Source organism: Amycolatopsis albidoflavus (genome assembly GCF_039525725.1).
GTDB classification, from domain to species: Bacteria; Actinomycetota; Actinomycetes; order Mycobacteriales; family Pseudonocardiaceae; genus Amycolatopsis; species Amycolatopsis albidoflava.
This window is the reverse complement of sequence record NZ_BAAAHV010000021.1, coordinates 213220-238247: the sequence shown is the minus strand read 5'-3', so window position 1 is coordinate 238247 and position 25028 is coordinate 213220. Positions and strand designations below refer to the sequence as shown.

25 protein-coding genes are annotated in these 25028 nt (G+C 69.0%); 19 read left to right on the top strand and 6 right to left on the bottom strand.

Annotated features, from left to right (window positions below):
- The first annotated feature begins 65 nt into the window (after window positions 1–65).
- From ABD156_RS31730 to ABD156_RS31715, 4 genes are all read left to right on the top strand, one after another.
- Window positions 66–902 (top strand): LysR family transcriptional regulator, encoded by an 837-nt coding sequence (locus ABD156_RS31730; RefSeq protein ID WP_344282199.1) that lies wholly within the window; start codon window positions 66–68, stop codon window positions 900–902.
- Between the two features lie 46 nt (window positions 903–948).
- Window positions 949–1980, top strand: a complete 1032-nt coding sequence (locus tag ABD156_RS31725; RefSeq protein ID WP_344282196.1) for a trans-sulfuration enzyme family protein — start codon at window positions 949–951, stop codon at window positions 1978–1980.
- Between the two features lie 237 nt (window positions 1981–2217).
- Window positions 2218–2934: a hypothetical protein gene (locus tag ABD156_RS31720; protein ID WP_344282193.1), complete on the top strand. Its 717-nt coding sequence runs from the start codon at window positions 2218–2220 to the stop codon at window positions 2932–2934.
- Entirely contained in the window at window positions 2934–3530 is a 597-nt protein-coding gene (locus tag ABD156_RS31715; protein WP_344282190.1) for a class F sortase, read from the top strand. The genes ABD156_RS31720 and ABD156_RS31715 overlap by 1 nt, the downstream gene beginning before the upstream one ends.
- Window position 3531: 1 nt before the next feature.
- On the opposite strand, the gene ABD156_RS31710 is transcribed toward ABD156_RS31715, so the two are convergent.
- Window positions 3532–4269, bottom strand: a complete 738-nt coding sequence (locus tag ABD156_RS31710; protein WP_344282187.1) for a FadR/GntR family transcriptional regulator — start codon at window positions 4267–4269, stop codon at window positions 3532–3534.
- 77 nt (window positions 4270–4346) lie between these two features.
- Here ABD156_RS31710 and ABD156_RS31705 point away from each other — a divergent pair, with 77 nt between their 5' ends.
- Genes ABD156_RS31705 through ABD156_RS31670 form a run of 8 tightly spaced genes read left to right on the top strand, consistent with a single transcriptional unit; the run spans window position 4347 to window position 12661 of the window.
- A complete protein-coding gene (locus tag ABD156_RS31705; RefSeq protein WP_344282184.1) occupies window positions 4347–5837 on the top strand; it encodes an ABC transporter substrate-binding protein in 1491 nt (496 codons plus the stop codon).
- The gene (locus tag ABD156_RS31700; protein WP_344282181.1) at window positions 5834–6778 is read left to right on the top strand and encodes an ABC transporter permease; all 945 of its coding nucleotides are present in this window, start codon (window positions 5834–5836) and stop codon (window positions 6776–6778) included. The genes ABD156_RS31705 and ABD156_RS31700 overlap by 4 nt, the downstream gene beginning before the upstream one ends.
- Window positions 6778–7593 (top strand): ABC transporter permease, encoded by an 816-nt coding sequence (locus ABD156_RS31695; protein ID WP_162834330.1) that lies wholly within the window; start codon window positions 6778–6780, stop codon window positions 7591–7593. Before ABD156_RS31700 ends, ABD156_RS31695 begins: the two co-directional genes overlap by 1 nt.
- Window positions 7590–8324 carry an ABC transporter ATP-binding protein gene (locus ABD156_RS31690; RefSeq protein WP_344282175.1) on the top strand — a complete coding sequence of 245 codons (735 nt, stop codon included), beginning with the start codon at window positions 7590–7592 and terminating at the stop codon, window positions 8322–8324. Before ABD156_RS31695 ends, ABD156_RS31690 begins: the two co-directional genes overlap by 4 nt.
- Window positions 8321–9088: an ABC transporter ATP-binding protein gene (locus ABD156_RS31685; RefSeq protein ID WP_344282172.1), complete on the top strand. Its 768-nt coding sequence runs from the start codon at window positions 8321–8323 to the stop codon at window positions 9086–9088. Before ABD156_RS31690 ends, ABD156_RS31685 begins: the two co-directional genes overlap by 4 nt.
- Window positions 9081–10505 carry an aldehyde dehydrogenase family protein gene (locus ABD156_RS31680; protein WP_344282169.1) on the top strand — a complete coding sequence of 475 codons (1425 nt, stop codon included), beginning with the start codon at window positions 9081–9083 and terminating at the stop codon, window positions 10503–10505. The genes ABD156_RS31685 and ABD156_RS31680 overlap by 8 nt, the downstream gene beginning before the upstream one ends.
- The gene (locus tag ABD156_RS31675; RefSeq protein ID WP_344282166.1) at window positions 10502–11260 is read left to right on the top strand and encodes an SDR family NAD(P)-dependent oxidoreductase; all 759 of its coding nucleotides are present in this window, start codon (window positions 10502–10504) and stop codon (window positions 11258–11260) included. Before ABD156_RS31680 ends, ABD156_RS31675 begins: the two co-directional genes overlap by 4 nt.
- Before the next feature lie 15 nt (window positions 11261–11275).
- Entirely contained in the window at window positions 11276–12661 is a 1386-nt protein-coding gene (locus tag ABD156_RS31670; RefSeq protein ID WP_344282163.1) for an amidase, read from the top strand.
- On the opposite strand, the gene ABD156_RS31665 is transcribed toward ABD156_RS31670, so the two are convergent.
- Complete coding sequence (locus ABD156_RS31665; protein ID WP_344282160.1) at window positions 12654–14342, bottom strand: toll/interleukin-1 receptor domain-containing protein; 1689 nt, start codon at window positions 14340–14342, stop codon at window positions 12654–12656. The genes ABD156_RS31670 and ABD156_RS31665 overlap by 8 nt on opposite strands.
- Window positions 14343–14400: 58 nt before the next feature.
- On the opposite strand from ABD156_RS31665, the gene ABD156_RS31660 reads away from it, so the two are divergent.
- Together ABD156_RS31660 and ABD156_RS31655 are read left to right on the top strand one after the other, a co-directional pair.
- Window positions 14401–14847, top strand: a complete 447-nt coding sequence (locus ABD156_RS31660; RefSeq protein ID WP_344282157.1) for a hypothetical protein — start codon at window positions 14401–14403, stop codon at window positions 14845–14847.
- Window positions 14847–15428: a hypothetical protein gene (locus ABD156_RS31655; RefSeq protein ID WP_344282154.1), complete on the top strand. Its 582-nt coding sequence runs from the start codon at window positions 14847–14849 to the stop codon at window positions 15426–15428. The genes ABD156_RS31660 and ABD156_RS31655 overlap by 1 nt, the downstream gene beginning before the upstream one ends.
- A gap of 12 nt (window positions 15429–15440) precedes the next feature.
- Here the strand turns inward: ABD156_RS31655 and ABD156_RS31650 are convergent, their stop codons facing one another.
- Window positions 15441–16190 carry an IclR family transcriptional regulator gene (locus ABD156_RS31650; protein ID WP_344282151.1) on the bottom strand — a complete coding sequence of 250 codons (750 nt, stop codon included), beginning with the start codon at window positions 16188–16190 and terminating at the stop codon, window positions 15441–15443.
- Window positions 16191–16276: 86 nt separating this feature from the next.
- On the opposite strand from ABD156_RS31650, the gene ABD156_RS31645 reads away from it, so the two are divergent.
- Together ABD156_RS31645 and ABD156_RS31640 are read left to right on the top strand one after the other, a co-directional pair.
- Window positions 16277–17599, top strand: a complete 1323-nt coding sequence (locus ABD156_RS31645; protein WP_344282148.1) for an MFS transporter — start codon at window positions 16277–16279, stop codon at window positions 17597–17599.
- 8 nt (window positions 17600–17607) lie between these two features.
- Entirely contained in the window at window positions 17608–19008 is a 1401-nt protein-coding gene (locus ABD156_RS31640) for an acyl-CoA synthetase (RefSeq protein ID WP_344282146.1), read from the top strand.
- A gap of 46 nt (window positions 19009–19054) precedes the next feature.
- On the opposite strand, the gene ABD156_RS31635 is transcribed toward ABD156_RS31640, so the two are convergent.
- Together ABD156_RS31635 and ABD156_RS31630 are read right to left on the bottom strand one after the other, a co-directional pair.
- Window positions 19055–19915, bottom strand: coding sequence for an HpcH/HpaI aldolase/citrate lyase family protein (locus ABD156_RS31635; protein WP_344282144.1), 861 nt, complete (start codon window positions 19913–19915; stop codon window positions 19055–19057).
- Window positions 19912–20982, bottom strand: coding sequence for an HpcH/HpaI aldolase/citrate lyase family protein (locus ABD156_RS31630; RefSeq protein ID WP_344282141.1), 1071 nt, complete (start codon window positions 20980–20982; stop codon window positions 19912–19914). The genes ABD156_RS31635 and ABD156_RS31630 overlap by 4 nt, the downstream gene beginning before the upstream one ends.
- A gap of 420 nt (window positions 20983–21402) precedes the next feature.
- On the opposite strand from ABD156_RS31630, the gene ABD156_RS31625 reads away from it, so the two are divergent.
- Genes ABD156_RS31625 through ABD156_RS31615 form a run of 3 tightly spaced genes read left to right on the top strand, consistent with a single transcriptional unit; the run spans window position 21403 to window position 23701 of the window.
- Window positions 21403–22065, top strand: a complete 663-nt coding sequence (locus ABD156_RS31625; protein WP_344282138.1) for a hypothetical protein — start codon at window positions 21403–21405, stop codon at window positions 22063–22065.
- Between the two features lie 41 nt (window positions 22066–22106).
- Window positions 22107–22757 carry an SDR family oxidoreductase gene (locus tag ABD156_RS31620; protein ID WP_344282136.1) on the top strand — a complete coding sequence of 217 codons (651 nt, stop codon included), beginning with the start codon at window positions 22107–22109 and terminating at the stop codon, window positions 22755–22757.
- Entirely contained in the window at window positions 22757–23701 is a 945-nt protein-coding gene (locus ABD156_RS31615; protein WP_344282133.1) for a ribose-phosphate diphosphokinase, read from the top strand. Before ABD156_RS31620 ends, ABD156_RS31615 begins: the two co-directional genes overlap by 1 nt.
- Here ABD156_RS31615 and ABD156_RS31610 read toward each other — a convergent pair whose 3' ends face one another.
- Complete coding sequence (locus ABD156_RS31610; protein ID WP_344282130.1) at window positions 23702–25003, bottom strand: D-arabinono-1,4-lactone oxidase; 1302 nt, start codon at window positions 25001–25003, stop codon at window positions 23702–23704.
- Window positions 25004–25028: the final 25 nt, after the last annotated feature.

Sequence of the window (25028 nt, the reverse complement as noted above, 5' to 3'; positions counted from 1 at the left end):
CTCACCTGCGATTATGCGTCCAACAACTTCTCGTCATCTCCCGGATGCGGTGAGATCATCAGGCGGTGGACGTGACGGTGGCTCAACTCGAAGCCTTGCTCGCGGTGGGGGAGCACGGCAGTTTCACCCGCGCCGGGCAGGCATTGGGGCGGACGCAGTCGGCGGTAAGCCGGGCGATTGCCGCGTTGGAAAGTGCGCTCGGCGGACCGGTCGTACACCGCGGAGAAGCTGGGTTCACCGAACTCGGGCGCACAGTGGCGACGCATGCATCGTCAGTGCTGGGTGGGTTGCAGGCGATCAGCGATCTCGCCGCGGACGTTCGCGCGCCGACGCTGCGGGTAGGCGCGGTCGCGAGTGCGTTGGTGCGTTTCGTACCGACGGCAGTGCTGCGGCTGCGACGGGATTGGCCGCGAAGTCAGGTGCTCACCTTGCAGGGCGAGGACGACGAACTCCTCGCTTGGCTAGCCGACGGAACCATCGATCTCGCCGTGACCACCCAGCCCGGCCCGGATTCGCAGCGGGTAATCGACGACGAATTCCTTGCCGTAGCGCCGAAGGAGCATCCGGCCAGCCGGCGGGAACGGATCCGGCTTGCTGAGTTGATCCGGCTCGGGGTCGCTGATCCCGGCGGAACGTGCGGGCCCGCCTTGGCAGAGGGGTTCGCGGCGCACGGAGTCGAATGGCGGCCCGACCATGTGGTTCGCGACGTCGGGACGGTGGTCGCGATGGCCGCTGCCGGGATTACCGCCGGGGTCGCGCCCGCGATGGCGTTGCCGGATCCGCCGCCGCCCGGCGTCGTGGTCCGGCCGCTGGAACCGCGGCTGTTCCGGGCCGTCTCCCTGCATTACCGGCCCGCCGATCAGGATGTCGTCCACTTTGTGGAACACCTGACCACCTGGTGATATTCGTCGCCTGCCGTTCAGACGGTCGCGAAGTTACCGTGTCCGCATGGACGACTGGACTCCGCGGACCCGCGCGATCGCGGCGGGCCGGCCGCACGGCCCTGGTGAGCCGCTGACTACGCCGATCGTTGCGACGAGCACCTTCGAGGCCGGTGGCGACGCGGTGTACGCGCGTTCCGACGGCACGGCGACCTGGGCTGCTTTCGAGGAGGTCGTCGGCTCGCTTGAGGGTGGCACGGCGGTCGCCTTCGCGTCGGGCGTTGCCACGTTGTCCGCGGTGCTGGATTCGTTGCCGGTGGGGTCGACGGTTGCGGTTCCGTCTTTCAGTTACGCCGTCACGCGCGGAGCGTTGAAGCACGCGCAGGAGATCGGTCGCCTCACGGTCACCGAATTGGAGCCGACGGACACGCAGGCGTGGCTTGACTGCGACGCCGATCTGTTGTGGCTCGAATCGCCGACCAATCCGACGCTCGACGTGATGGACATCGAAACCATCGCGCGCGGCACGAGGGGACGCGTAGTCGTCGACAACACCTTCGCGACTTCGCTGCATCAGCAACCACTGTCGCTCGGCGCGGACATTGTCGTGCACAGCGCCACGAAGCTCATTGGCGGACACAGCGATCTGCTGCTCGGCGTCGCGGTCGCAGCCGAGCAGAACATTGTGGACGAGCTTCGTGCGGCGCGGACTCGGGTCGGCGCGACGCCGGGTGCGCTCGAAACGTGGCTTGCGTTACGCGGATTGCGGACGCTTCCGGTGCGGCTCGCCGAGCAAACGCGCACCGCCGAGTTGCTGGTGTCCCGGTTGGCGGAACACCCGGCGGTAACAAAGGTTCGCTACCCCGGTTTCGGGATGATGGTGGCGTTCGAGGTCGACGGCGCCGATGCCGCCGACAAGGTGTGCGCGACCGTCCGGCTGATCCGGCCGGCGACGAGCCTCGGCGGGGTAGAAAGCCTGATGGAGCGGCGTGCCTGGCTTCCCGGCGAGGAGCGCGTGCCGCCGGGGCTCATCCGGTTTTCCGTCGGACTGGAGGATCCGGAGGACCTGTGGCGGGATTTGCTGACCGCACTCGGCTGATTTCCGCCATTCTTTAACGAGGGCTGTCCGGGTTGCCTGGCAACTGTTACGGTATGGGCACGACAAGCCGGATTCCCGGCAATCGGGCGAAATCATCGCCGTCGAGAAGGCGTTCGTTACGTCTTTCCCTCGTGTCATTAATCACCAGCTAAAGGGTTACCCCTATGGGCTGAATCTTCGGCAGGATCAGCGGGCGCGGTGGGGGTCATCGCGCTTTTCCTCAGAGGGGTAATCATCTTGAAGAAGACCCTGGGCAGACTCGCGGGCGCTGTGCTCGCGGGCGCCCTGATCAGCCTTGCCGTCGTGCCCGCCGCGAACGCGGAGACCGCGCCGGAACCCTCCGCCTCGGCTCCGGCCACCACGAGCGAGACGGCTCCCACCTCGCAGCCTCCGGCCAGCGAGACCGGCAAGCCGAGCGAGCCGGGCAAGCCCAGCGAGACGGGCAAGCCGACTGAGACCGGCAAGCCGACCGAAACCGGCAAGCCGACTGAGACGGGCAAGCCGACCGAGACCGGCAAGCCGACCGACACCAGCAAGCCGACCACGCCGACCTCGTCGACCTCCACTCCGGAGGAGCCGCCGTACGTCGACGACACCGGCTGGGGCCTCGACCTCGACGACGGCTACGGCTACATCGAGATCGCGTGCGCCGCCGGCGAGCCGACCGGCCTGCACTCCAACGACTTCGACATCGTCGAGGGCCCGCAGCAGGACGAGACCGACGGCCGCTACTGGTCGTGGATCGTCAAGCGCCACGAGGGTGTCACCTTCGACAGCGGCACCGTGCGCGCGGTCTGGACCTGCGGCGGCAAGAAGACCGACGACGGCAAGGTTCCCCCGGCGGGCGGCGCGGGCGCGGGTTCGGCCGGCACCACCGGCGGACACGGCAACTCGCAGGTGAAGTACACGCCGAAGCGCGGCGTTGAGACCGGCTTCGGGGGCATGGCCGCCTGATGTCCAGGAAGTTCGGGCAGGGTGCCGCCGTCGCGGGCGCCCTGCTCCTCTCCCTCTCGCTGAGCGCGTGCGGTTCGGACGCCCCGGCGGCTCCGGCCGCGCAGGCCCCGGCCAGCGCGGCGGTCCCGGTGACCAAGCCGTTCAGCGGGCTGCGGCCGACGTCGGTCGAGATCCCGAAGATCGGCGCGAAGTCGACGCTGATCACGGTGATGCCGAACAAGGACGGGCAGATCTCGGTCCCGTCGGTGAAGAACCCGATGCAGGCCGCGTGGTACCGGCTTTCGCCGGTGCCGGGCGACGTGGGCCCGGCGATCGTGCTCGGGCACGTCGACGGCGACCACAAGCCGGGGATCTTCTACAAGCTCAAGGACGTGAACCCGGGCGACGAGGTCGACGTCGAACGCAGCGACGGCAAGAAGCTGAAGTTCGTGGTGGACCGCAAGGAACAGGTCCCCAAGGACACGTTCCCGACGCAGGCCGTCTTCGGCAACACGGACAAGCCGCAGCTGCGCATCATCACCTGCGGCGGCGTGTTCGACCACGCCGAGCACAGCTACAAGGACAACATCGTGGTGTACGCGAACCTGGTCTCCTGACTCAGGTCAGCAGCGGAGTGAGCAGCGTGCGCTGGTCCTTCGGCACGTATTCCGCGTAGTTGTCATACAGCGCTTGACGCGCCAGCCGCGCCGCCGACTTCCCGTCGGCGGCGCGGATCGCGTTCAGCACCTCTTCGTGGTGCCGCAGCCACGAGCGCATCAGCGTGCCGCGGTCGTTGGCGTGGCTGAGCTTGTCCTCGATCAATTCCAGCACCACCCCGCGGACCACTTCTCCGCTGACTACCAACAGCGGATTCCGCGACACTTGGGCAATCACGTCGTGGAATGCGACGTCCGCGCGGCTGAATTCGGCGTATCCGTCCGCTGCCGCCATTCCTTCCAACGCGGTGTCGAGCGCGGTCAAATCCTCGGCGGTGCGCAGTTCCGCGGCCAGCAGGTGCGACGATCCGTCCAGCACCATCCGGAATTGCAGCAGTTCCGCCAGTCCGACGTGGTCAGCCCGCGCCAGCCGGTGCATCGACCGGTGCAACGCGCCCGGCGAAGCCGCCAGCACCTCGGGCCCGCGCGGATCGCCTGGTCGCGACCGGATCAGCTCGGCGGCCTGCAGCACCCGCAGCGCCTCGCGCACGGTCGAGCGGCCGACGCCGAACTGCGTCATCAGCTCCCGTTCCCCGGGCAGCCGGTCACCGGGTTTGAGGCGGCCGCTCACCACGGCCTCCTCGATCTGCTCGACGATCCGCTCGTAGGCGCGGACCGGAGCCACCGGTTCGAACTTCATCTTGACCTCGGTGTCTGCCGGATGCGAGTCTGCTGTCAGAGTTACTGGTCTGACCAGTGTACTGAGCAGGAGGCGGAATGAAAGCCCGGAGCACTGCGGTGGCACTGGCGCTGCTGCTCGTGACATCCGGCTGCTCGGCAGGCTCCAGCGCGAGTGTTTCCCCAGGTCCGGACACGCTTTCCGTCGGGTACACGGCGGAGCCGGCGAACTTCGACTTCACCCGTTCCGACGGCGTGGCCATCCCGCAGGCGCTGCTCTACAACGTCTACGAAGGCCTGGTGAAGCTCGATCCGCAGGGCCGGATCGTGCCGCTGCTCGCGAAGTCCTGGACGATCAGCCCGGACCGCAAGACGTACGACTTCCAGCTGCAGCAGGGCGTGAAGTTCGCAGGCGGTGCGCCGTTCACCGCATCAGACGTCCAGTTTTCGCTGATGCGGGTGAAGACCGACTGGACGATCTCGCTCAAATCGGCGATGGACGTCGTGGACCACGTCGAAGTCGTCGCGCCGGATCACGCTCGCGTGGTGTTGTCGAAGCCCAGCAACGGCTGGCTGTTCAGCCTCACCAGCCGCCTCGGCGCGATGTTCAGCCCGACCGGCGTCGCGGATCTGGCGAACCATCCGGTCGGCACCGGACCGTACGAGGTGGCTTCGCGCCGCCGTGGCGATTCCATTGTGCTGCGCGAGAATCCGCAGTACTGGGGCCGGAAGCCGGCGTATCGCACGGTGGTGCTCAAGTACTTCGCCGATCCGACCGCGCTCAACAACGCCTTGCTGTCCAACGGAATCGACGTGATCTCGAACCTCACGTCGGCCGATTCGATCCCGCAGTTCCAGGGCGACGACCGGTTCACCGTGCAGCAGGGCACCACGAACAGCGAGGTCACGCTGGCGTTCAACGGCCGTCGCGCGCCGCTGAACGACGTGCGCGTCCGGCGCGCGCTCACCTACGCCATCGACCGGAAAGCCGTGCTGGACCTGGTCTTCAGCGGACGCGGCACACTCATCGGCAGCATGGTTCCGCCCACCGACCCGTGGTACGAGGACCTGTCGAAGGTCTATTCCTACGACCCGGCGAAGGCGAAGCAACTGCTCGCTGAGGCGGGGGTGCACGATCTCAAGCTGCGGCTGCGGATTCCGAACCTGCCGTACGCGGTGTCGGCGGCGCAGGTGGTGCAATCGCAGCTGGCGGACGTCGGCGTCACCGCGACGATCGAGCCGCTCGACTTCCCGGCGGTGTGGCTCAAGCAGGTCTTCACCGACCACGACTACGACCTGTCGATCATCCAGCACGTCGAAGCCCGCGACATCTCGACGTTCGGAAAACCCAAGTACTACTGGGGTTACGACAACAAACGCGTGCAGCAACTGCTCGCCGCGGCGGACAGCGGCACGCCGCAGGAGCAGGTGAGCGACATGAAGGAGGTCGCGCGGCAGCTGAACACCGACGCGGCCGCGGACTGGCTGTTCCTGTTCCCGAACGTCGTGGTCGCCAAGAAGAAGGTGACCGGACTCGCGCGCAACCAGGTCAGCGAGTCGTTCGACCTGACCGCGGTGAGGCCGGCATGACCGCCCGCGTGCTGCGGCGGGTGGCCGTGTTCGCGGTGAGCCTGTTCGTGGCGTCCATCGTGGTGTTCCTGTTCATGGCGGTGCTGCCGGGCGATCCCGCGCAGGTCGCTTTGGGTGTCAACGCGACGCCGGAGCTGCTCGCGAAGACCCGCGCCGAATTCGGCATCGACCGGCCGCTGATCGAGCAGTACCTGAGCTGGATGGGCGGAGTGCTGCACGGCGACTTCGGCCGGTCGTACGTCACGCGTGAGGCGATCAGCCCGCAGCTGGTGGACCGGCTCGGCGTCACGTTGTGGCTGGTCGGCGCGGGAATGATCGTCGCGCTGGTGATCGCGTTGCCCGCCGGCGCGTTCGCCGCGGTGCGGCACCGGAAAGCCAGCGGTGTCGCGGTTTCCGGGCTCTCGCAGGTCGGCGTCGCGATCCCGGCATTCCTCGCGGGCATCATCCTGGTGCAGATTTTCGCCGTACAGCTGCGTTGGCTGCCGAGCGGCGGATGGACGCCGCCGGACCAGGACGCGGGCGAGTTCCTGCGCGGACTGATCCTTCCGGCGTTGTCGCTTGGTCTGGTGCAGGGGGCGGTGCTCACGCGATACGTCCGCTCGGCCGTGCTCGACACGCTCGGCCAGGACTACCTCCGCACCGCCCGGTCCAAGGGCCTATTGCCTGGTCAGGCGCTGTTCCGGCACGGGCTGCGCAACGCGTCCGTCCCGGTGGTCACCGTGCTCGGGCTGCAGCTGACGACGCTGCTGATCGGCGCGGTCGTGGTGGAGCGGGTGTTCGTGCTGCCCGGGCTCGGCAGCATGCTGCTGGACGCGGTCGCGCAGCGCGATCTGCTGACGGTGCAAGGGATCGTGCTGGTGCTGGTGGCCGGGGTGCTGCTGGTGAACTTCGTGGTCGACGTGCTGTATTCGGTGCTCGACCCGAGACTGCGGGGGTCCTGATGCGCCGCAACGGAAATCTCCTGCTCGGCGGGACGCTGGTCGCGCTCGTCGTGCTGGCCGCGCTGGTGTCGTTCGTCTGGACGCCGTACGACCCGGTGCAGGTCAACGCCGCGGACCGGCTGCTGGGCTTCTCGGCCGAGCACCTGTTCGGCACGGACAAATTCGGCCGCGACGTCTTCAGCCAGATCCTCGTCGGCGCGCGGACCACGCTGTACGTCGGCGTCGTCGCGGTCGGCATCGCAGCGGTCATCGGTACGCCGCTGGGCGTGCTGGCGGCGATGGCGCCGCGGTGGCTCGGCGAGTTCGTGATGCGGGTGAACGACCTGGTGCTCGCGTTTCCCGCGCTGCTGCTGGCGATCATGTTCGGTGCGGTCTTCGGCGCGGACACGCTCACCGCGATGGTCGCCATCGGCATCGCGACCATCCCGTCGTTCGCCCGGATCGCGCGGTCCGGCTCGCTGCAGGTGATGAGCAGCGAATACGTGCTGGCCGCCCGTGCCGGCGGCCGGTCGCGGACGCGGATCGCCTGGTCACACGTGCTGCCGAACATCGGCGGGCTGCTGATCGTGCAGGCCTCGGTGTCGTTCGCGATCGCGGTGCTGGCCGAGGCGGCGCTGTCGTTTCTCGGCTTCGGCACGCGGCCGCCGACGCCGTCGTGGGGCCGGATGCTGCAGGAATCGCAGGAATTGCTCACCGCGCATCCGCGGCTCGCGCTGGTGCCGGGCGTCGCGATCGCGGTGGCAGTGCTCGGATTCAACCTCCTCGGCGACGGTCTGCGCGACCGTCTCGACCCCCGATTGGCGGCGCGGGTATGACGCTGACGGTGGAAAACCTGCAGGTCGCGGACCTCGTGCGCGGGGTTTCGTTCGAGCTGGGCGCGGGCGAGCGGGTCGGGTTGATCGGCGAATCCGGGTCCGGGAAATCGCTCACCGCGCTGTCCGTGCTGGGCCTGCTGCCGGAAGAGCTGTCGGCCACCGGCTCGGTGCGGCTCGACGGCCGGGAGTTGCTCGGCGCGTCCGAAAAGGAGCTGTCCCGGTTGCGCGGCAACGGGATGGCGATGGTGTTCCAGGAGCCGATGACCGCGCTGAACCCGGCGATGCGGATCGGACGGCAGGTCACCGAGCCGTTCCGGGTGCACGGCCGCCGCGGGCGTCCGGCGGAGGAACTGCTGGCCGCGGTCGGGTTGCCGGGGGTCGCGCGGGCGTATCCGCATCAGCTGTCCGGCGGGCAGCGGCAGCGGGTGGTGCTGGCGATCGCGCTGGCCAACGACCCGGCGCTGCTGATCTGCGACGAGCCGACCACCGCGCTGGACGTCACCGTGCAGGCGCAGATCCTCGGCCTGATTCGCGAGCGGTTGTCGGCGGAGAGTTCGTTGCTGTTCATCACGCACGATCTGGCGGTGGTGGCGCAGATGTGCGACCGGGTGCTCGTGATGCTCGACGGGTCCATTGTGGAGCATGGCTCGACGCGGGAGGTGCTGACCGCGCCGAAGCATTCCTACACGCAGCGGTTGCTCGCGGCTTCTGATCTGGAGGGCGCGCGATGATCTCCGTACGGGATTTGGAGCGGCGGTACACGCGGCGGGACGTGCATGCGTTGCGCGGCTTGAGTTTCGATGTTTCCGCTGGTGAGCGGTTCGGGATCGTCGGCGAATCCGGCTCCGGGAAGTCCACGTTGGTGCGGTTGCTCGCTGCTTTGGATCGACCGACTGCGGGCACGGTGTCGTTCCAAGGAAAGCGGATCGATTCGCTGCCCGAGCGGAGGCTGCGGTTCCTGCGCCGGGAAATGCAGATCGTCTTCCAGGATCCGATGGGCTCGCTCGACCCGCGGATGCGTGTGCGGGACATCGTGTCCGAACCGCTCGGCCGCCGGTCGCCGGAGCGGGTGGCCGAGCTGCTGACCGCCGTCGGGCTGCCTGAGGACGCGGCGATGCGGTATCCGCACCAGTTTTCCGGCGGGCAGCGGCAGCGGATCTCGATCGCCCGCGCGCTCGCGCCGAACCCGAGTGTGCTGATCGCGGACGAACCGGTGAGCGCGCTGGACGTTTCGGTGCGCGCGCAGATCCTGGACCTGCTGGCCCGGCTGGTGGACGAGTTCTCGCTGACGTTGATTTTCGTCTCGCACGACCTCGGCGTGGTGCGGCACGTGTGCGATCGCGTCGCGGTGATGCGGCGCGGGGAGATCGTGGAAATCGGTGCGGTCGAGCAGGTTTACGCCGAACCGGAGCACGAGTACACCCGGGAACTGCTGGCCGCCGCGCCGAATCTGCGGACCGAGCTGGCCCGGTTGAAGGGAGAAACGGATGCCTGACTACCCGGACGGCCTGCCGATCGGTCCCGGCTGGGTGTCCACAGTGGATACCGCGGACGTCGTGTTTCCCTACGACGGCAGCGTGGTCGGCACCGCTCCGGTCGGCACGGCCTCGTTGGCTTCGCGGGCTGTTGACGAGGCGGTGGCAGTGGCTCGCGAGGTCGCTTCGCTGCCTTCGCGGACCCGTCGGGCGTTGTTGAACGAAGTGGCTTCAGCGGTCCGGGAACGTCGTGCGGAGTTTGAGCGGCTTCTCGTGCTGGAGACGGGAAAACCGCTGGTCGACTGCCAGGTGGAGGTTGCGCGGACGATTGTCACTTGGGAGGCCGCGGCCGAGGAAGTGTCGCGGCTGCACGGCGAAACCGTGCCGCTCGACCTGCTGCCGTCGGGGGACGGGCTGGTCGGGTTCTGGAAGCGCAAGCCGATCGGCGTAGTCGTCGGGATCGCCGGGTTCAACTACCCGCTGCTGCTGGCGTCGCACAAGATCGCGCCCGCGATCGCCGCCGGCTGCCCGGTGGTGGTGAAGCCCGCGCCGCAAACCCCGTTGGCGACGCTGTGGCTGGTGCACCTGGTCCGCTCGCTGACCGATCTTCCCGCGATGGTTCAGCTGGTCACCGGAGACGCTTCGGTCGGATCGGCGCTGGTCACGGACCGGCGAGTCGGCGCGGTGTCGTTCACCGGCTCGGCCGCCGTCGGCCACCGGATCGCCCGCGACGCCGCGCCGACAAAGACCCTGCTGGAGCTGGGCTCGAACGCCGCGCTAGTGGTCGCCGAGGACGCGGACCTCGACGCTGCCGCGGATGCCGTGCTGCGCGGTGGGTTCTACGCGTCCGGTCAGGCCTGTATTTCCGTACAACGCGTGCTGGCGGTGTCTTCGGTGGCCGCGGAGTTCACCGACAAGGTGCTCGCGCGGCTCGGCGAAGTGACCGTTGGTGATCCGCGTTCCCCCGGCACCCGCGTATCGGCGCTGATCGACGAACGCTCGACCGCTCGGGTCGCCGAATGGGTCGACAAAGCGATCGCGGCAGGCGCTCACCTGCTGGCCGGTGGCTCCGTCCGTGAGGGCGTGCTGGAGCCGACGGTGCTCGCGGGCGTTCCGGACGGCGTCGAATGCTGGGACGAGGAGATCTTCGGCCCGGTCGTCTGCCTGCGCACAGTGTCCGATGTGGACGAAGCGTTCGCCGCGGTCAACGCGTCGCGGTACGGGCTGCACGCGAGCGTGTACAGCCGCTCGCTGAAGACCGCGTTCCGGGCGTTGGACGAGTTGGAGGTCGGCGGGGTAGTGGTGAACGAGGTGCCGGGTTTCCGGTCCGACACGATGCCGTACGGCGGGGTCAAGGACTCCGGGATCGGCCGCGAGGGGCCGCGATTCGCCGTCGAAGAGCTGACCGTGACCAGGATGGCGGTGCTGCGCCCGTGAACTACGCCGGACTGTTTCGCATGGACGGCCGCCGGGCCGTCGTGCTCGGCGCGGGCAGCGGGATCGGCCGCGAGGCCGCCCGAGCCTTGGACGCGCACGGTGCGTCGGTGATCTGCGCGGACCGAGACCTTGCCGCGGCTAGGGAGACCGGCGTCGGCGAGGCGTACGAGATCGACCTGCTTGCCCCCGGGGCCATCGCTGCCGCTGCCACCGACCTGGGACCGCTGGACGCCGTCGTGCTGACCGCCGCCACGAACGTCCGGAAACGGCTGCTGGACTACACGCGCGAAGAGTTCGACCGCGTGGTGGAGCTGAATCTGGGCGTCGCCTTCGAGGTGCTGCGCGCGTTCGGCGCACCGATGGTCGAGCAGCGCCGCGGAAGCATCATCGGCTTCTCCTCGATCCGCGGTACCACCGTCGAACCCGGTCAAGGCCCGTACGCAGCAACGAAAGGCGGCTTAGTGCAGCTCTTCCGCACTGCCGCCGCCGAGTTCGGACCGTCCGGCGTGCGCGTCAACGCCATCGCCCCTGGCGTTGTGGAGACGCCGTTGACCGCACAGATCAAAGCGCGCCCCGACTGGTACGACGCCTACGCCCAGAAGGGCGCGCTCGGCCGCTGGGCGCGCGCGGACGAACTGGCCGGCGCTGTCGTGTACCTCGCTTCGGACGCTTCGACCTTCGTCACCGGCTCCGTGCTGGCTGTCGACGGCGGCTGGACCGCAGTCGACGGCCGCTTTGACCCACCCGCTTCGTGAATCGGAGGTTCCGCGATGACCGAATTGGCCGACCTGACCGCTAACGAGCTGGTAGCCGGGTACCGCGCGCAAACGTTCTCGCCCGTCGAAGTGACCGAAGCCGTCCTCGCGCGCATCGATGCCCGCGAACCCGAACTGCACGCCCTGTACGCGTACGACGCCGCTTCAGCCCGCGAAGCCGCGAAGGCGTCTGAAGCACGTTGGCACGCTGGCGAACCCTCCGGCCCCATCGACGGCGTCCCGTTGACCCTGAAGGAAAACATCGCCTCCGAAGGCGTCCCCACCCCGCTAGGCACCGCCGCTACCGCTCTGACACCCGCAGCCGCCGACGCCCCCGCCGCAGCCCGCGTACGCGAGTCCGGCGCGGTACTGCTGGCAAAGACGACCATGCCCGACTACGGCATGCTCACCTCAGGCCTTTCAAGCTTCCACACTGCTTCGCGCAACCCGTGGGACGTCACGCGCACTCCCGGCGGCTCCAGCGCGGGTGCCGCCTCCGCGGCCGCCGCAGGCTACGGCCCTTTGCACGTAGGCACCGACATCGGCGGCTCAATCCGCCTCCCCGCCGGTTGGTGCGGACTAGTCGGCCTGAAACCCAGCTTCGGCCGCGTACCAGTCGACCCGCCCTTCCTGGGCCGCGTCGCCGGACCGCTGACCAGGACCGTCGCCGACACCGCCCTGCTGATGAGCGTCCTGGCCCAACCCGATCCGCGCGACCACCTCAGCCTGCCGCCCGCGTCGATCGACTGGCGCTCGCTGACCGGTTCCCTCGCTGGCCTGCGCGTCGGCCTGCAACTGGACCCCGGCGTCGGCCTCCCCGTCACTCCGGAGATCGCCGACGCAGTGACCGCCGCCGCCACCCTGTTCTCGTCCGCAGGCGCTGTCGTGGAACCTGTCGCCCCGTTCCTGACCCGCGACCACCTGAACGGCCTGGACACCTTCTGGCGAGTCCGCGCCTGGTCGGACATGGCCGGTCTGCCGGAGGAGCGCCGCGCGCAGGTCCTGCCGTACATCGCGGATTGGGCGGCCGGGGGAGCGGATGCGTCCGGTGTGGACACTTATCGCGGGTTCGCCGCCATCGACGCGATCAGCGTGGCCGCCTTGCGCGCGACCGAACCGTACGACGTGGTCCTCTCGCCGACCTGCCCAGTCGGACCGCCGCCCGCGGATTGGCCATCCCCGACCAACGACCCGACGCGGCCGTTCGAGCACATCGCGTTCACCGTGCCGTACAACATGTCCGGACAGCCCGCGGTCTCCCTGAACTGCGGCTATACCCCGGAAGGCTTGCCGATCGGCCTGCAGATCGCGGGTCGCCGGTTCGCCGACCTGGAGGTGCTGCGGGTCGCGGCGGAGTTCGAGAAGCTGCGCGAGGAACAGCGCCCGTGGCCGGTCAGCTGAGCGGGTTTCCGCTCAGCACGGCCAATTCGTCGGCCACCTCGGCGACTTCCGCTTGCAGCGACGCGAGGTCCGAACGGAGCTGAGCTTGCAACGGCCAGGCGAGTTCGTGCTCGCGACTGCCGATTCCCGGCGGGCGAACGTCGTGATGGTCGTCGAGCCGCGTGTGCCAATAGGTCAGGAACCGCGGCAGGATCTCGTCCTGGAGGCGGGGGATCAGGGTGCCCAGCCCCGGCCGGACCGAGGTGGAAGGGCGGAGCGCGTCCTGGTCGATGCCGCCGGTGATCTGCCGCAGGCTGCCGAACAGTGCGTAGAGCGAGTTGAGCGCGCTGCGCAGCAGACCTTCGCCGTCCGGCAGCTCGCGCAGCGCGACCCGGCTTTTCAGCTCGTTGAGGATCTGGTGCGCGGCACGCCGTTCCGCTTCGTCGATCTCCGACCGCCGGCGCGCGGGGACGACGGTGTGCCGCGGCCGGGCCTGGTTCTTGAGGAGCGCGATCGTCGCTTGCCGCACCTGTTCGGCTCGCGCCGGTCGCGGGTCCCGGCCTCGCACCACGATGTGAAAGGCGTGCGGCAGCGTGAACTCGCCGAGTCCGCCGACGACGACTCCCGCGGCGAGCAGCGCGGTGAACTCAGCGTCGAGGTCGGTGCTGATGCCCGCCTCGGCGAGGATGTCCGCGACAGCGTCACGGGTCAGCGGCACGGGGGAGGCAGCGGCTAGCACCCTGGCGAGATCCCACGCGCCCGCCACCGCCGGAAGGAGCCGTTCGGCGAGCGGGTCGAGCAGCGGAGACTGGCGGCGATGCAGGCGATCGAGCACCGTCTCGGTGCTGCCGGAGAACTGTTCGGAGAGCCGGCGCGCCAACCCGGTGCTGCCCTCCGCCGCGGTCCGGAGACCGGCCGTCAGATCCAGTTCGTCCTCGCGCAGATCGGTCAGTTCGACGGCGGAGCCCAGCTTCGCCAGCCGCGGGTCGCGGGTCAGCAACAGGACCGGGACACCGGCGGGGAGCGGCTCCGGCGGAGAGCCGACGTCGTCAAGCACCACCAGATCATCAGCGGTCGCCGCGGGAGAATGCCCGGCGAAAACGGTGCGGTAGGCCGGGCTGAACTGCTGTACGTACGCCTGGGCAAAGGTGGTTTTGCCGATGTCGACCACGCCGTGCACCACCGCCGTCCCGCCGCCGCGCAGGATCGAGTGGATTTCCCAGAGTTCCTTCCACCGGCCGGTGAACTTCGGCGGAGCGGACCAGCCGGTCGCCGTGCCCGGATCGCCGATCGGTCCTGGCGTGTCGGCGACTCGGCTCCGCACCGCGTCGGCGAGGGCGTTCAGCGCCGGTTTGGTCGCGGGATGGCCCGGCAGCAAAACGTCGAGCAGCTCCCGAGGCGCCAAGTGCTGGCTGCTCGGTTCGGGGTTCACCGCCAGCACGTGTCCGGGTCCGGCCAGGTAAGCGGTCGTGAACTCCTCCTGGCAGGCACGCCGCGATCCGTAGCTGCGGCTGTAATAGGCGAGCAGCACCTTGGACTCGCCGAGAGCTTGGCTCAGCCGTCCCGGGATCGAATCGAACGGACGGATCTCCTCGGTGTCCAGGAACACCCGCAGCCCGGCGCCTTCCAGCGCCGCCGCGATGCGCCGCACCGCCGCCGCGTCCGTCCGGTCGTAACTGACGAACACATCCCAGTCCGGCACTAGCCCCTCCCCTCCGAGACGGCTGCCGCCGCTGCCGCCGACACCTAGAATGCCGAACATGAGTGTGTCCGAGCGACCTGACCGGTCTCTGGCCTGGAATTTGCACGTCGAGCTGGCCAGCCGGATCTCGGCGGTCCGCCTCGGCCCGGACGAGGGACTTCTGTCGGAAGCGCTCAGCAGCCTCTACCAGGTGTTCACCGAAGCCCGCCGCGCGCTGGCCGAGCATCCGCCGGAGCGGTCGCTGACGTCGGATTCCCTGCACCAGGTCGTGTTCCGGCTGCTCAACGACGGATTGCGGCCGTTCCTGGCCAAGTGGCATCCGCTGCTCGACGCGCACCTGGAACGCCGTCCGCCAGGCTCGTCCCAGTTCGACCACGAGCGGGAGTGGGACCAGGCCGGGCAGTTGCGCGCCGAACTGGCCGACCTGCAAGTGCTGCTGCGCGACGCGACCGAACGGCTCGCCGAACTCGCCGGCGCGGGCTCGCTCCTCGTGGAGGTGCGGTGATGGGGAAGCGAACGAGGCAGTTCCGGCCGCGCGAGGTCGGGGTGAAGCTGAAGCTGCCGTTCGTCGGCGAGATCAGCGGATCGTGGACACCGCACCAGGCCGAGGCGAAAGCGGCGTGGGAGCTGTACGTCGAACTGGCGACCCGGATCTCGGTGGTCAAGCTGCGCCGGGACGAAGGCCTCGCGCGGGAAGCGCTGAGCAGTCTCTACACGCTGTTCGGCACCACCCGGGAGATCCTGCGCAAGTACGGTCCGGAAGTGTCGCCGCGAGAGAGCGCGGACGCGATCACGTTCGGAAAGCTCGCGCTGACAGTGCTGAACGTGGCAGTCCGCCCGCTGCTGGCGCGCTGGCACCCCCGCCTCGGCTCGTGGGAAGCCACCCGATCCGACGGCGTCGCCCCGATCGACCACGAGAACGAGTGGGAGCACATCGAGGACCTGCGCGCGGAGATCGAATCAGTGCGGGTCGCGCTGCTGCAGGTCGCCGAATTGCTGGCGAATGTCTCTGGAGCCGCCCCGCTCACCCCGGACTCCCGGCTCCTTGGCGACCTCGGAAAAGAACGGGGGGGGGTAGTTGCTTGACGGCCTCGTCCTTCAGAAGGACAGGAACCGCTCGATCTCCGCTTTCGCCGCGATCGCCTTCTCGCCGTACGTCGCGTAGAGGTCAGGCGTCAGCCTCGTCGTGGGACCGGAAATGCTGAAGCATCCGCAGGTTTCGCCGTCCGCCGTCTTGAGCGCGACGGCGACCGCGGCGATGCCTTCGTGGAGTTCTTCGTTGGTGACCGCGTAACCGCGCTGGCGGATTTCCTCGACTTCCCGGCGGATGACGTCGGGGTCGGTGACGGTGTGGTCGTTGACCTTCTGCAAACCGTTGCGCAGGAACGACTCGACGGCCGCGTCGGCCAGCGAAGCCAGGTACGCCTTGCCGTTCGATGCCGCGTGCAGCGGAAGCCGCGTGCCCAGCTGGAGAAACGCGCGGAGCTGATGCGGGCTGTCGAGCCGCTCGATCAGCACCATCGCGTCGTCGTCGGGGACCGTCAGGTGGATGGTCTCGCGGGTGTCGCTTTGCAGCCGGCTGAGGACCGGCAGCGCGATCTCGCGCAGCCGCGGCCCGGAGCTCACCGCGCTGCCGATGCTGAACGCCTTCCCGGTGATCACCCACCGGCCGTCTCCGCTCGGCTCCGGCCGGACCCAGCCCGCGTCGGCGAGCGTCTTGAGGCATCGCTGCACCGTGCTCTTGGGGACCTCGAGCCGGCGCGCGAGTTCGCTCAGGCCGGCGGGTTGCGCCGCGGCGACCGCCTCGAACACCCGTAACGCGGTGAGCACGCTGTTCACATTCGCCACCCCTTGACCTTCGGTGATCCCGTTCATACGCTACCGGTCCACATAGTAGTCCATCGGTCCGCAATGTGGACCACAGTGAGGTGGTCATGACGACGATCAAGGAAGCCGGCGGCGAACGGTCGCGCGGCGATCAGGCCGACCCGGGGCCGCCGGTCCGGATGAACCGCGCCCAGCGCAACGCGTTTTGGGGGTCCTTCGGCGGCTGGGCGATGGACGGGTTCACGCTCGCGATGTTCGGCCTTGTCCTCGCGCCGACGCTGACCGAACTGCTTCCGCCGTCCGGCATCGCCCCGGACGTCGGGAACATCGGGTTCTATGGCCAGCTCAGCGGCGCGCTCTTCCTGGCCGGATGGGGCTGTTCGTTCATCTGGGGCCCGATCGCGGACCGTTTCGGCAGGCGGCCCGCGATGATCGGCAGCATCCTGCTCTTCTCGGTGTTCACCGCGCTGGCCGGCTTTTCGACCAACGTGTGGGCCTGGATGGCGTTCCGCTTCCTGTGCGCGGTCGGGATCGGCGGCGAATGGGCGATGGCGGCCACGCTGGTGGCGGAGGCCGTTCCCGAGCGGCTGCGCGTCAAGCTCGGCGGAGTGCTGCATTCGGCCAACTACGTCGGCCAGCTGCTGACGGCCGTGATCTACCTGGCGTTCGGCCAGCAGCTCGGCTGGCGCGGCCTGTTCCTGCTGGGCATCGTGCCCGCGCTGCTCGTCCTGTTCATCCGGCGCAACACGAAGGAGCCGGAAAAATGGGCGGCACAGGCCGAAACCGCCCGGCGCACGTCGTTGCTCGCCCCGCTGCGCAACATCATGAGCCGCGGCTACCGGCGGCGGACCGTCGGCAATCTGCTGCTGCTCGGGGCCTGCGTGATCGGCCTGTGGGCCACCGCCACCTACGTGCCGACCGCAGTGACGGCGCTCGTCAAGGAGACCGGCGCGAGCCACGGCCCCCAGCTGGCCAGCCTCGCGGCCGCGATCTCGGCGGTCTTCACGGTCATCGGCTGCATCGGCACGCCGTGGCTCGCCGACAAGCTCGGCCGCCGGGGCGCGCTGGCGCTGTTCTTCGCGCTGATGACGGTCGGCATCGTCGGGACCTACGCGATCGCCTATCCGCTGAAAAACCTGCCGCTGCTCTTCGCGTTCCTGCCGATCCTCGGCCTCGGCGGGGCGAACTTCGCGGTGTTCACCGTGTGGCTGCCCGAGCAGTACCCGACGCTGTTCCGGGCCACCGCGTTCGCGTTCACCACCACGATCTCCCGCTGGTTCGCGGCGGTCGGGACGTTCGTGCTCGGCGTCGCGATTCGCGGCACGGGTTCGATCGCCGTGCCGCTGGCGTCCACCGCCGTCGTCTTCGTCGCCGGATTGCTCCTGCTCCCGCTTGTCCCCGAGACCCGCAACAAACCGCTGCCCGAGTGAGGAAATCAGTGAAGGACACCCATCAGCCGCCCCTGTTGACCGCGTTGTCGAGCGCTTCCGCGGACAGTCCGTTCGTCCGGGTCGGCGATTCCTCGCTGTCGCTCGACGACCTGCGCGGTGCCGCCGCCGCGGTCGCGGACCGGATCGCCGGAGCCCGCCGGGTCGCGGTCAACGCGAACGCGAGCATGGAGACGATCGTCGCCGTGGTCGGCTGCCTGACCGCGGGCGTGACCGCGGTCCCGGTCCCGCCGGATTCGGGACCGGCCGAGCGACGCCATGTCCTGTCCGACTCCGGCGTCCAGCTCTGGCTGGGCGAGGCACCAGACGACGTCGAACTCCCAGTCGTGCCTATCGACGTCTCGGCCCGGTCCTCGAAGAGCTATCCGGAACCAGCCGCCGAAAGCCCGGCGTTGATCGTCTACACCTCGGGGACCACCGGCGCGCCGAAGGGCGTCGTGCTGTCGCGCTCGGCCATCGCCGCGTGCCTGGACGCGTTGAGCGAAGCGTGGGAGTGGACCGCCGAAGACACCTTGGTGCACGGGCTTCCTTTGTTCCACGTCCACGGGCTGGTGCTGGGCGTCCTCGGCGCATTGCGCGTCGGCTCACCGCTCACGCACACCGTGCGGCCGAAGCCTGCGGCTTACGCGGAAGCGCGGGGTTCGCTGTATTTCGGCGTCCCGACCGTATGGTCCCGGGTGTGCGCGGAGCCGACTGCCGCGCGTGCGCTGGGGTCCGCGCGACTGCTTGTTTCGGGCAGCGCGCCGCTGCCCAAGCCGGTCTTCGAAAAGCTGTCCGGGCTTACCGGTGCCGCGCCCGTCGAACGCTACGGGATGAGCGAAACGCTGATCACCCTCAGCACGCGATACGACGGCGAACGGCGGCCGGGCTGGGTCGGCACCGCGCTGTCCACTGTCCAAACGCGACTGTGCGATGACCGGGACCAGCCGGTTCCGCACGACGGCGAGAGCCTCGGGCAGCTTCAGGTGACCGGCCCGACGCTCTTCGACGGGTACCTCGGCCTGCCGGAGAAGACCGCGGAGTCGTTCACCGAGGACGGCTGGTTCCGCACCGGCGACATCGCCGTCGCCGACCCCGGCGGCTTTCACCGGATCGTGGGACGGGAATCGGTCGACCTGATCAAGTCAGGCGGCTACCGCATCGGGGCGGGCGAGGTGGAACAAGCGCTGCTGGCCCACCCCGGCGTCCGCGAAGCGGCGGTGGTCGGTGTGCCCGACGACGACCTCGGGCAGCGAATCGTCGCCTATGTGGTCGGAGACAGCCTCGACGGCGCCGTGGTGACGGACTTCGTGGCGGGGACTTTGTCGGTCCACAAGCGACCGCGTGAAGTGCGGGTCCTGGAATCCTTGCCGCGCAATGCGATGGGGAAGGTGCAGAAGAACCTTCTGTGACCATCGAGTGCGGCGGCGAGGTGTTTCGTCGCCGCACTCGGCCGGGCTACTTCGCCCCGATCGCCTCCGCCAACGCCAGCACCCGCCGGGCGTTCTCCACATGCAGATTCTCGATCATCCGCCCATCCACAGTCACCACACCGCGTCCCTCAGCCGAAGCCTCCTCGAACGCCGCGATGATCCGCTGAGACCGGTCGATCTCCTCCTCCGAAGGAGCGAAGACCCGGTTGCACGGCTCCACCTGCGAAGGATGGATCAACGTCTTCCCGTCGAACCCGTACTGCCGCCCCTGCAAGCATTCCGCCTCGAAACCGGCCGCGTCCTTGACGTCGTTGTAGACCCCGTCCAGGATCACCTTCCCGGTCGCGCGCGCGGCCAGCAGGCACAGCGAAAGCCCGCCCAGCAACGGTCCCCGGCCCGGTACGAACTCCGCGTGCAGTTCCTTCGCCAGGTCGTTCGTGCCCATCACCAGCACGGTCAACCGTTCCGACGCCCCCGCGATCTCGGCGGCGTGCAGCATCGCGATCGGCGTCTCCACCATCGCCCAGATCTTCGTGTGTTCCGGCGCTCCGCCAAGCTCCAGCGCGCGCTCGATGTTGTGCACCTCAGCCGCCGAGTTCACCTTCGGCACCACCACGGCGGCGGGGCCGGCGGCAGCCGCGGCGCGCAGGTCGGCGTCGTGCCATTCGGTGTCCAGGCCGTTGACTCGGATGGTCACTTCGCGCTTGCCATAGGTACCAACAGCAGCGCAGACACGTTCCCGTGCGGCTTCCTTCGCGTCCGGTGCGACGGCGTCTTCCAAATCCAGGATCAAGGCGTCCGCCGGAAGCGTCTTCGCCTTCTCCAGCGCGCGTTCGTTCGCGCCGGGCATGTACAGCACGGACCGCCGCGGGCGGAGTTCGGTCATGACTGGGTCTCCTTCGTCGCGGCGTCGTACGCGGCGGCCAGTTCGGGGTCGGTGGCGGCCAGTTCGTCGGCCAGTTCCACGACCACCCGGCACTGCTTGACCGAGGCGTCGTCCTGCATTTTCCCGTCGATCATCACCGCGCCGGTGCCGTCGCCCATCTCGGCGATCACGCGCCGGGCCCACGCCACATCCGCGGGGGACGGCGAGAAAACCTTCTTCGCGATGTCGATCTGCACCGGGTGCAGGCTCCACGCGCCGACGCAGCCGAGCAGGAACGCGTTGCGGAACTGGTCCTCGCACGCCACCACGTCGCGGATGTCGCCGAACGGCCCGTAGTACGGAAGGATTCCGTTCATCGCGCACGCGTCGACCATCCGCGCCACCGTGTAGTGCCAAAGATCCTGCTGATACGTCGTCCGGCCCTCGTTGAGGTCGTCGCCGACCGGGTCGGTGCGCACCAGATAACCCGGGTGGCCGCCGCCGACACGGGTCGTCTTCATCCGGCGGCTCGCGGCCAGGTCGGCCGGGCCCAGCGAGATGCCCTGCATCCGCGGTGACGCGCCGGCGATCTCCTCGACGTTCGCCACGCCGCTCGCCGTTTCCAGGATCGCGTGCACCAGCAGCGGTTTCGTCAGCCCGGCCCGTGCTTCCAGTTGCGCCAGCAACCGGTCGACGTAGTGAATGTCCTGTGCGCCTTCGACCTTCGGGACCATGATCACGTCGAGCTTGTCGCCGATCTCGGTGACCAGGGTGATCAGGTCGTCGAGCACCCACGGCGAGTCGAGGCTGTTCACCCGCGTCCACAGCTGCGTGCGGCCGAAGTCCGTCGCCTTCGCGATCGACACCAGCCCGGCGCGCGCGGCTTCCTTGCGATCCGCGCGGACCGCGTCCTCGAGGTTGCCCAGCAGCACGTCGGTCTTCTTCGCGATGTCCGGGACCTTCGCGGCCATCTTTTCGTTGCCCGGATCGAAAAAGTGGATCATGCGCGACGGCCGCACCGGGATCTGCCGCGGCGGCTGCGGCGCTCCGACGGCGAGCGGGGCGAAGAAGTCCTTCGGCGAGCGCATCCTGGTCCTCCCGGCGGGTACTTGACCGACGGGTAACCCTAAACCGGAGACCCGAACCCCCGCTGCGGCGAAGCTCACCCGCCATCCGGGTGACGCCCGTGACCAGGGAAAGTCCACTGTGGAACCCGGTTGATTAGGCCGATCGGAGTAAGGCATTGCGCCGCCTGCCTCGCCCCCGCGCGGGTGGCGCGACACCCAGGGGAAGCGCTCCGTGCGCACCACTCACCCCCGTCTCACTCGGTTGGCCGCACGGTCGGGCTGAAGTCGAACGACCGCCTACCGACCGGTCACCGACCGCTGAGCGCCGCCGATCGCACGCGGCCGGGCAACCCGGAGACCTCGCGTCTTTGCCCTGGTACTCAGTTCATGTACCGGTTTTCGCCGGTGCTTGAGGAACAGGTGCTTGAAGGAGGCGGACTCGTGGCGGCTACCCCACAGAACACCGAGCGCTCGACGGTCGCCGGCGGTGCGAAGCGCAGCCGGACGACGGCGAGCCGGGTGCTGCCGCCGATCGAGCTCCCCGCGAGCGTCGACGAGCTGGCGCGCAAGGCCGCGGCCCTGCTGGGCTGGAACGGCGTAGTGCTGCCCGCGACGACCCTGCTCGGCCGCAAGGTCAGCATCGTCGCGAAGCTCAAGACCGACGTGCACGCGGAGCGGATCGCGATGGGTGTCGGTCCCGTCGCCGATCGCGCCCTCGTCGACACCTGGACCTGGCCAGAGCTGGCCGCGACCGCACCCGCGCCGGCCGCCGAGATCATCGGCGTCCTCGCGGTCGCCCGGCACTGGCGGACCGCGATGGCCTCCGCGGTGCCCTTTTCGCGCTACGGCGAGGCCGCGATGGTGCTCCCATCGCCTGCCGTGCTGACCGATGACTACGTGACGAACTGCCTGCCGCGCGCCCGCGCCTACGGCCTCGCGGTCGTCACCGCCGACCCGTACGCCACCACCGACCTCGACCTCGACACCCACCACGACCGGGTGCTGCTGCAGGAGGACCCGGTTTCGCGCTGGGTCAACGAGATGGCCTACGACCTGCTGTTGCGCGAGGACGCCGACGCCCCAGTCCCGGCCGAGGCGGACTGAAGCACCGGCGTCGGTGCTCGCGCGGCGATAGAGTCGGGTTCATGCGAGTCGTCATTGCTGGCGGACACGGCCAGATCGCCCTGCACCTGGAAAAGCTGCTCGCGCAGCGGCACGACGCTCCGGTCGGCATCGTGCGCAACCCGGATCACGAAGCGGACCTCATCGCAGTCGGCGCCGAGACTGTTGTGCTCGACCTCGAGAAGTCCGATGTGGACGCCGTCGCCAAGGTGCTCGAGGGCGCGGACGCCGCGGTGTTCTCCGCCGGTGCCGGCCCGGGCAGCGGCGAGGGTCGCAAAGACACTGTGGACCGCGGCGCGGCCGTGCTGTTCGCCGACGCCGCGCAGCGCGCTGGCGTCCGCCGGTTCATCCAGGTCGGTTCGATCAACGCGGACAAGGCGGACGACCCCGGCTTCGACCCGGTTTTCGCTGCCTACCTGCGGGCCAAGCGCGCCGCCGAGGAAGACCTCAAGGTCCGCGACCTCGACTGGACGATCCTGCGCCCCGGTCGCCTGACCAACGATTCCGGCACCGGCCAGGTGAAGATCGCGGAGAAGGTCGGCAGCGGGGAGATCCCGCGCGAGGACGTCGCCGCGGTGCTGCTGGCGCTGCTCGACACTCCGGCGACGGCCCGGCGCACGCTGGAGCTGGTCTCCGGCGACGAGTCCATCGCCGACGCGCTGTCCCGGATCTGATGCGCGACATCGCGGTTTTCAGCGGCAGCGCGCATCCCGAGCTCGCCGAGGAAATCTGCGCCAACCTGGGCGTTCCGCTGCTTCCGGTGGAGATCGACCGGTTCGCCAACGACTGTCTCCAGGTCCAGCTCCAGGCCAACTGCCGCGAGCGGGACGTGTTCCTGATCCAGCCGCTGGTCAAACCGGTGCAGGAACACCTGGTCGAGCTGCTGCTGATGCTCGACGCGGCCCGTGGCGCCTCCGCCGCGCGCACCACCGTCGTGATGCCGCACTATTCGTACGCGCGCTCGGACAAAAAGGACGCGCCGCGGATCTCCATCGGCGGCAGGCTGGTCGCGGACTTGATGGTCACCGCGGGCGCGAACCGCGTGCTCACCATGACGTTGCACTCGCCGCAGGTGCACGGGTTCTTCAGCGTGCCGGTCGACCATCTGCACGCGCTGCGCGAGCTGGCGCGGTACTTCCGGCAGTACGACCTTTCGGAGACCACGGTCGTGTCGCCGGATTTGGGCAACGCCAAGGAAGCCGCGCATTTCGCCCGGCTGCTCGGCGCGAAGGTCGCGGCCGGTGCCAAACAGCGGTTCGCCGACGACCGGGTCGAGATCACGTCGGTGATCGGCGAGATCGCCGGACGCGACATCATCGTGCTGGACGACGAGATCGCGCGCGGCAGCACGGTGCTGGAACTGCTGGGCCGGCTGCGGGAGATGGGCGCGCGGTCGATCCGGGTGGCCTGCACGCACGGGCTGTTCGCCGACGGCGCGCTCAAGCGGATCGGCGGCCAGGAGGACGTGCTGGAGATCGTCTGCACGAACACGGTGCCGGTTCCGGTCGAGGAGCGCACGGAGAAGCTGCGGATTCTGTCCATCGCCCCGGCGCTGGCCGAGGCGATGCGGCGAATCCACAATGGAGAGTCGGTCAGTTCGCTGTTCGAGCCGAACTGATCACGCGCTGCCGAGGACCCGGTCGAGATAGGTGTTGGCGAACGTCCCGGCCGGGTCGCATTCCTTGCGGATCCGCAGGAAATCGTCGAAGTGCGGATAGCGGGTGCGCAGGACGGACGCGTCGAGGTCGTGCATTTTGCCCCAGTGCGGCCGTCCGCCGACCTGGCCCACGACGTTCTCGAACGCGGCGAAGTATTCGCGGTAGGGCATGCCGAGGAACTGGTGGATCGCGATGTACGCGGAATCGCGGCCGTTCGCGGTGGACAGCCAGATGTCGTCGGCCGCGGCCACGCGCACCTCGACCGGGAACGCCACCGGATCTTTCAGCCGCGGTACCACTCCGCGCAGTTCGGCCAGCACGTCGAGCACTGATTCGCGCGGGACGGCGTACTCCGACTCGACGAACCGCACGCCGCGATGGGTGACGAAAACGCGGTGCGAAAGATCGCTGTACTCCCGAGGCGACGACACCTGCGAGGCGAACGCGCCCAGCGGCCGCACCAGCTTCGGCACCGCGCGGCCGAGCCGGCAGAGCCCGCCGAACGCGACGTTCTCGGTGAGCTCGTAGTCCACGAACTGCTTTAGGCGGGACAACGGTTTCCGCTCGGCGTTCACCGGCAGCCGGTTGTTGCGCTTCACCAACGCCTTGGTGCCGTAGGGAAACCAGTAGAACTCGAAGTGGTCGTTGTTCGCGGCGTTGTCGTCGAAGCCCTCGAGAACCTGCTCCAGCGGCTCCGGACGTTCCTGCGCGGAGAGCACAAAGGACTGTTCACATTGGAGGGTCACGGTGCTGATGACGCCAAGCGCGCCAAGGCCGACGCGGGCGGCGTGGAACAACTCCGGACGTTCGTCGGCCGAGCAGCGGACCAGCGAACCGTCAGCGAGCACGAGTTCCAGTGCGACGATCTGCGTCGAGATACCGCCGAAGCGCGCACCGGTGCCGTGCGTGCCGGTGGAAATCGCGCCGGCGATCGTCTGTGCGTCGATGTCGCCGAGGTTCGTCATCGCGAGCCCGAGCGCGTCGAGAGCGGCGTTGAGGGTGCGGAGAGTGGTGCCGGAACGGACCGTGACCTGCTGCGTTTCGAGGTCGGCGCGCTCGATGCCGGTCCACGCGGTGAGGTCGAGCGCGTCGGAATCGGCGGCGGCGATCGCGGTGAACGAATGCCCGCTGCCCCACGGGCGGACGCGGTGGCCCGCCGCGGCGACCCCGGCCACGACCTCGGCGATCTCGGCCGCGCTGCGCGGCCGGTGCACCCGTTGCGGGGTGGCCTTGGCCGTTCCGGCCCAGTTGCTCCACGTCATTGCGGCACCTGTTCTTCGCTGGAAG

What these genes read in the sequence shown, in the direction of transcription:
- ABD156_RS31635 (WP_344282144.1), bottom strand. Translation starts at nt 19,915, where the DNA reads ATGACCGAACTCCGCCCGCGGCGGTCCGTGCTGTACATGCCCGGCGCG.
- ABD156_RS31685 (WP_344282172.1), top strand. Translation starts at nt 8,321, where the DNA reads ATGATCTCCGTACGGGATTTGGAGCGGCGGTACACGCGGCGGGACGTG.
- ABD156_RS31610 (WP_344282130.1), bottom strand. Translation starts at nt 25,003, where the DNA reads ATGACGTGGAGCAACTGGGCCGGAACGGCCAAGGCCACCCCGCAACGG.
- ABD156_RS31645 (WP_344282148.1), top strand. Translation starts at nt 16,277, where the DNA reads ATGACGACGATCAAGGAAGCCGGCGGCGAACGGTCGCGCGGCGATCAG.
- ABD156_RS31690 (WP_344282175.1), top strand. Translation starts at nt 7,590, where the DNA reads ATGACGCTGACGGTGGAAAACCTGCAGGTCGCGGACCTCGTGCGCGGG.
- ABD156_RS31620 (WP_344282136.1), top strand. Translation starts at nt 22,107, where the DNA reads ATGCGAGTCGTCATTGCTGGCGGACACGGCCAGATCGCCCTGCACCTG.
- ABD156_RS31670 (WP_344282163.1), top strand. Translation starts at nt 11,276, where the DNA reads ATGACCGAATTGGCCGACCTGACCGCTAACGAGCTGGTAGCCGGGTAC.
- ABD156_RS31615 (WP_344282133.1), top strand. Translation starts at nt 22,757, where the DNA reads ATGCGCGACATCGCGGTTTTCAGCGGCAGCGCGCATCCCGAGCTCGCC.
- ABD156_RS31715 (WP_344282190.1), top strand. Translation starts at nt 2,934, where the DNA reads ATGTCCAGGAAGTTCGGGCAGGGTGCCGCCGTCGCGGGCGCCCTGCTC.
- ABD156_RS31705 (WP_344282184.1), top strand. Translation starts at nt 4,347, where the DNA reads ATGAAAGCCCGGAGCACTGCGGTGGCACTGGCGCTGCTGCTCGTGACA.
- ABD156_RS31695 (WP_162834330.1), top strand. Translation starts at nt 6,778, where the DNA reads ATGCGCCGCAACGGAAATCTCCTGCTCGGCGGGACGCTGGTCGCGCTC.
- ABD156_RS31710 (WP_344282187.1), bottom strand. Translation starts at nt 4,269, where the DNA reads ATGAAGTTCGAACCGGTGGCTCCGGTCCGCGCCTACGAGCGGATCGTC.
- ABD156_RS31725 (WP_344282196.1), top strand. Translation starts at nt 949, where the DNA reads ATGGACGACTGGACTCCGCGGACCCGCGCGATCGCGGCGGGCCGGCCG.
- ABD156_RS31655 (WP_344282154.1), top strand. Translation starts at nt 14,847, where the DNA reads ATGGGGAAGCGAACGAGGCAGTTCCGGCCGCGCGAGGTCGGGGTGAAG.
- ABD156_RS31680 (WP_344282169.1), top strand. Translation starts at nt 9,081, where the DNA reads ATGCCTGACTACCCGGACGGCCTGCCGATCGGTCCCGGCTGGGTGTCC.
- ABD156_RS31660 (WP_344282157.1), top strand. Translation starts at nt 14,401, where the DNA reads ATGAGTGTGTCCGAGCGACCTGACCGGTCTCTGGCCTGGAATTTGCAC.
- ABD156_RS31630 (WP_344282141.1), bottom strand. Translation starts at nt 20,982, where the DNA reads ATGCGCTCGCCGAAGGACTTCTTCGCCCCGCTCGCCGTCGGAGCGCCG.
- ABD156_RS31700 (WP_344282181.1), top strand. Translation starts at nt 5,834, where the DNA reads ATGACCGCCCGCGTGCTGCGGCGGGTGGCCGTGTTCGCGGTGAGCCTG.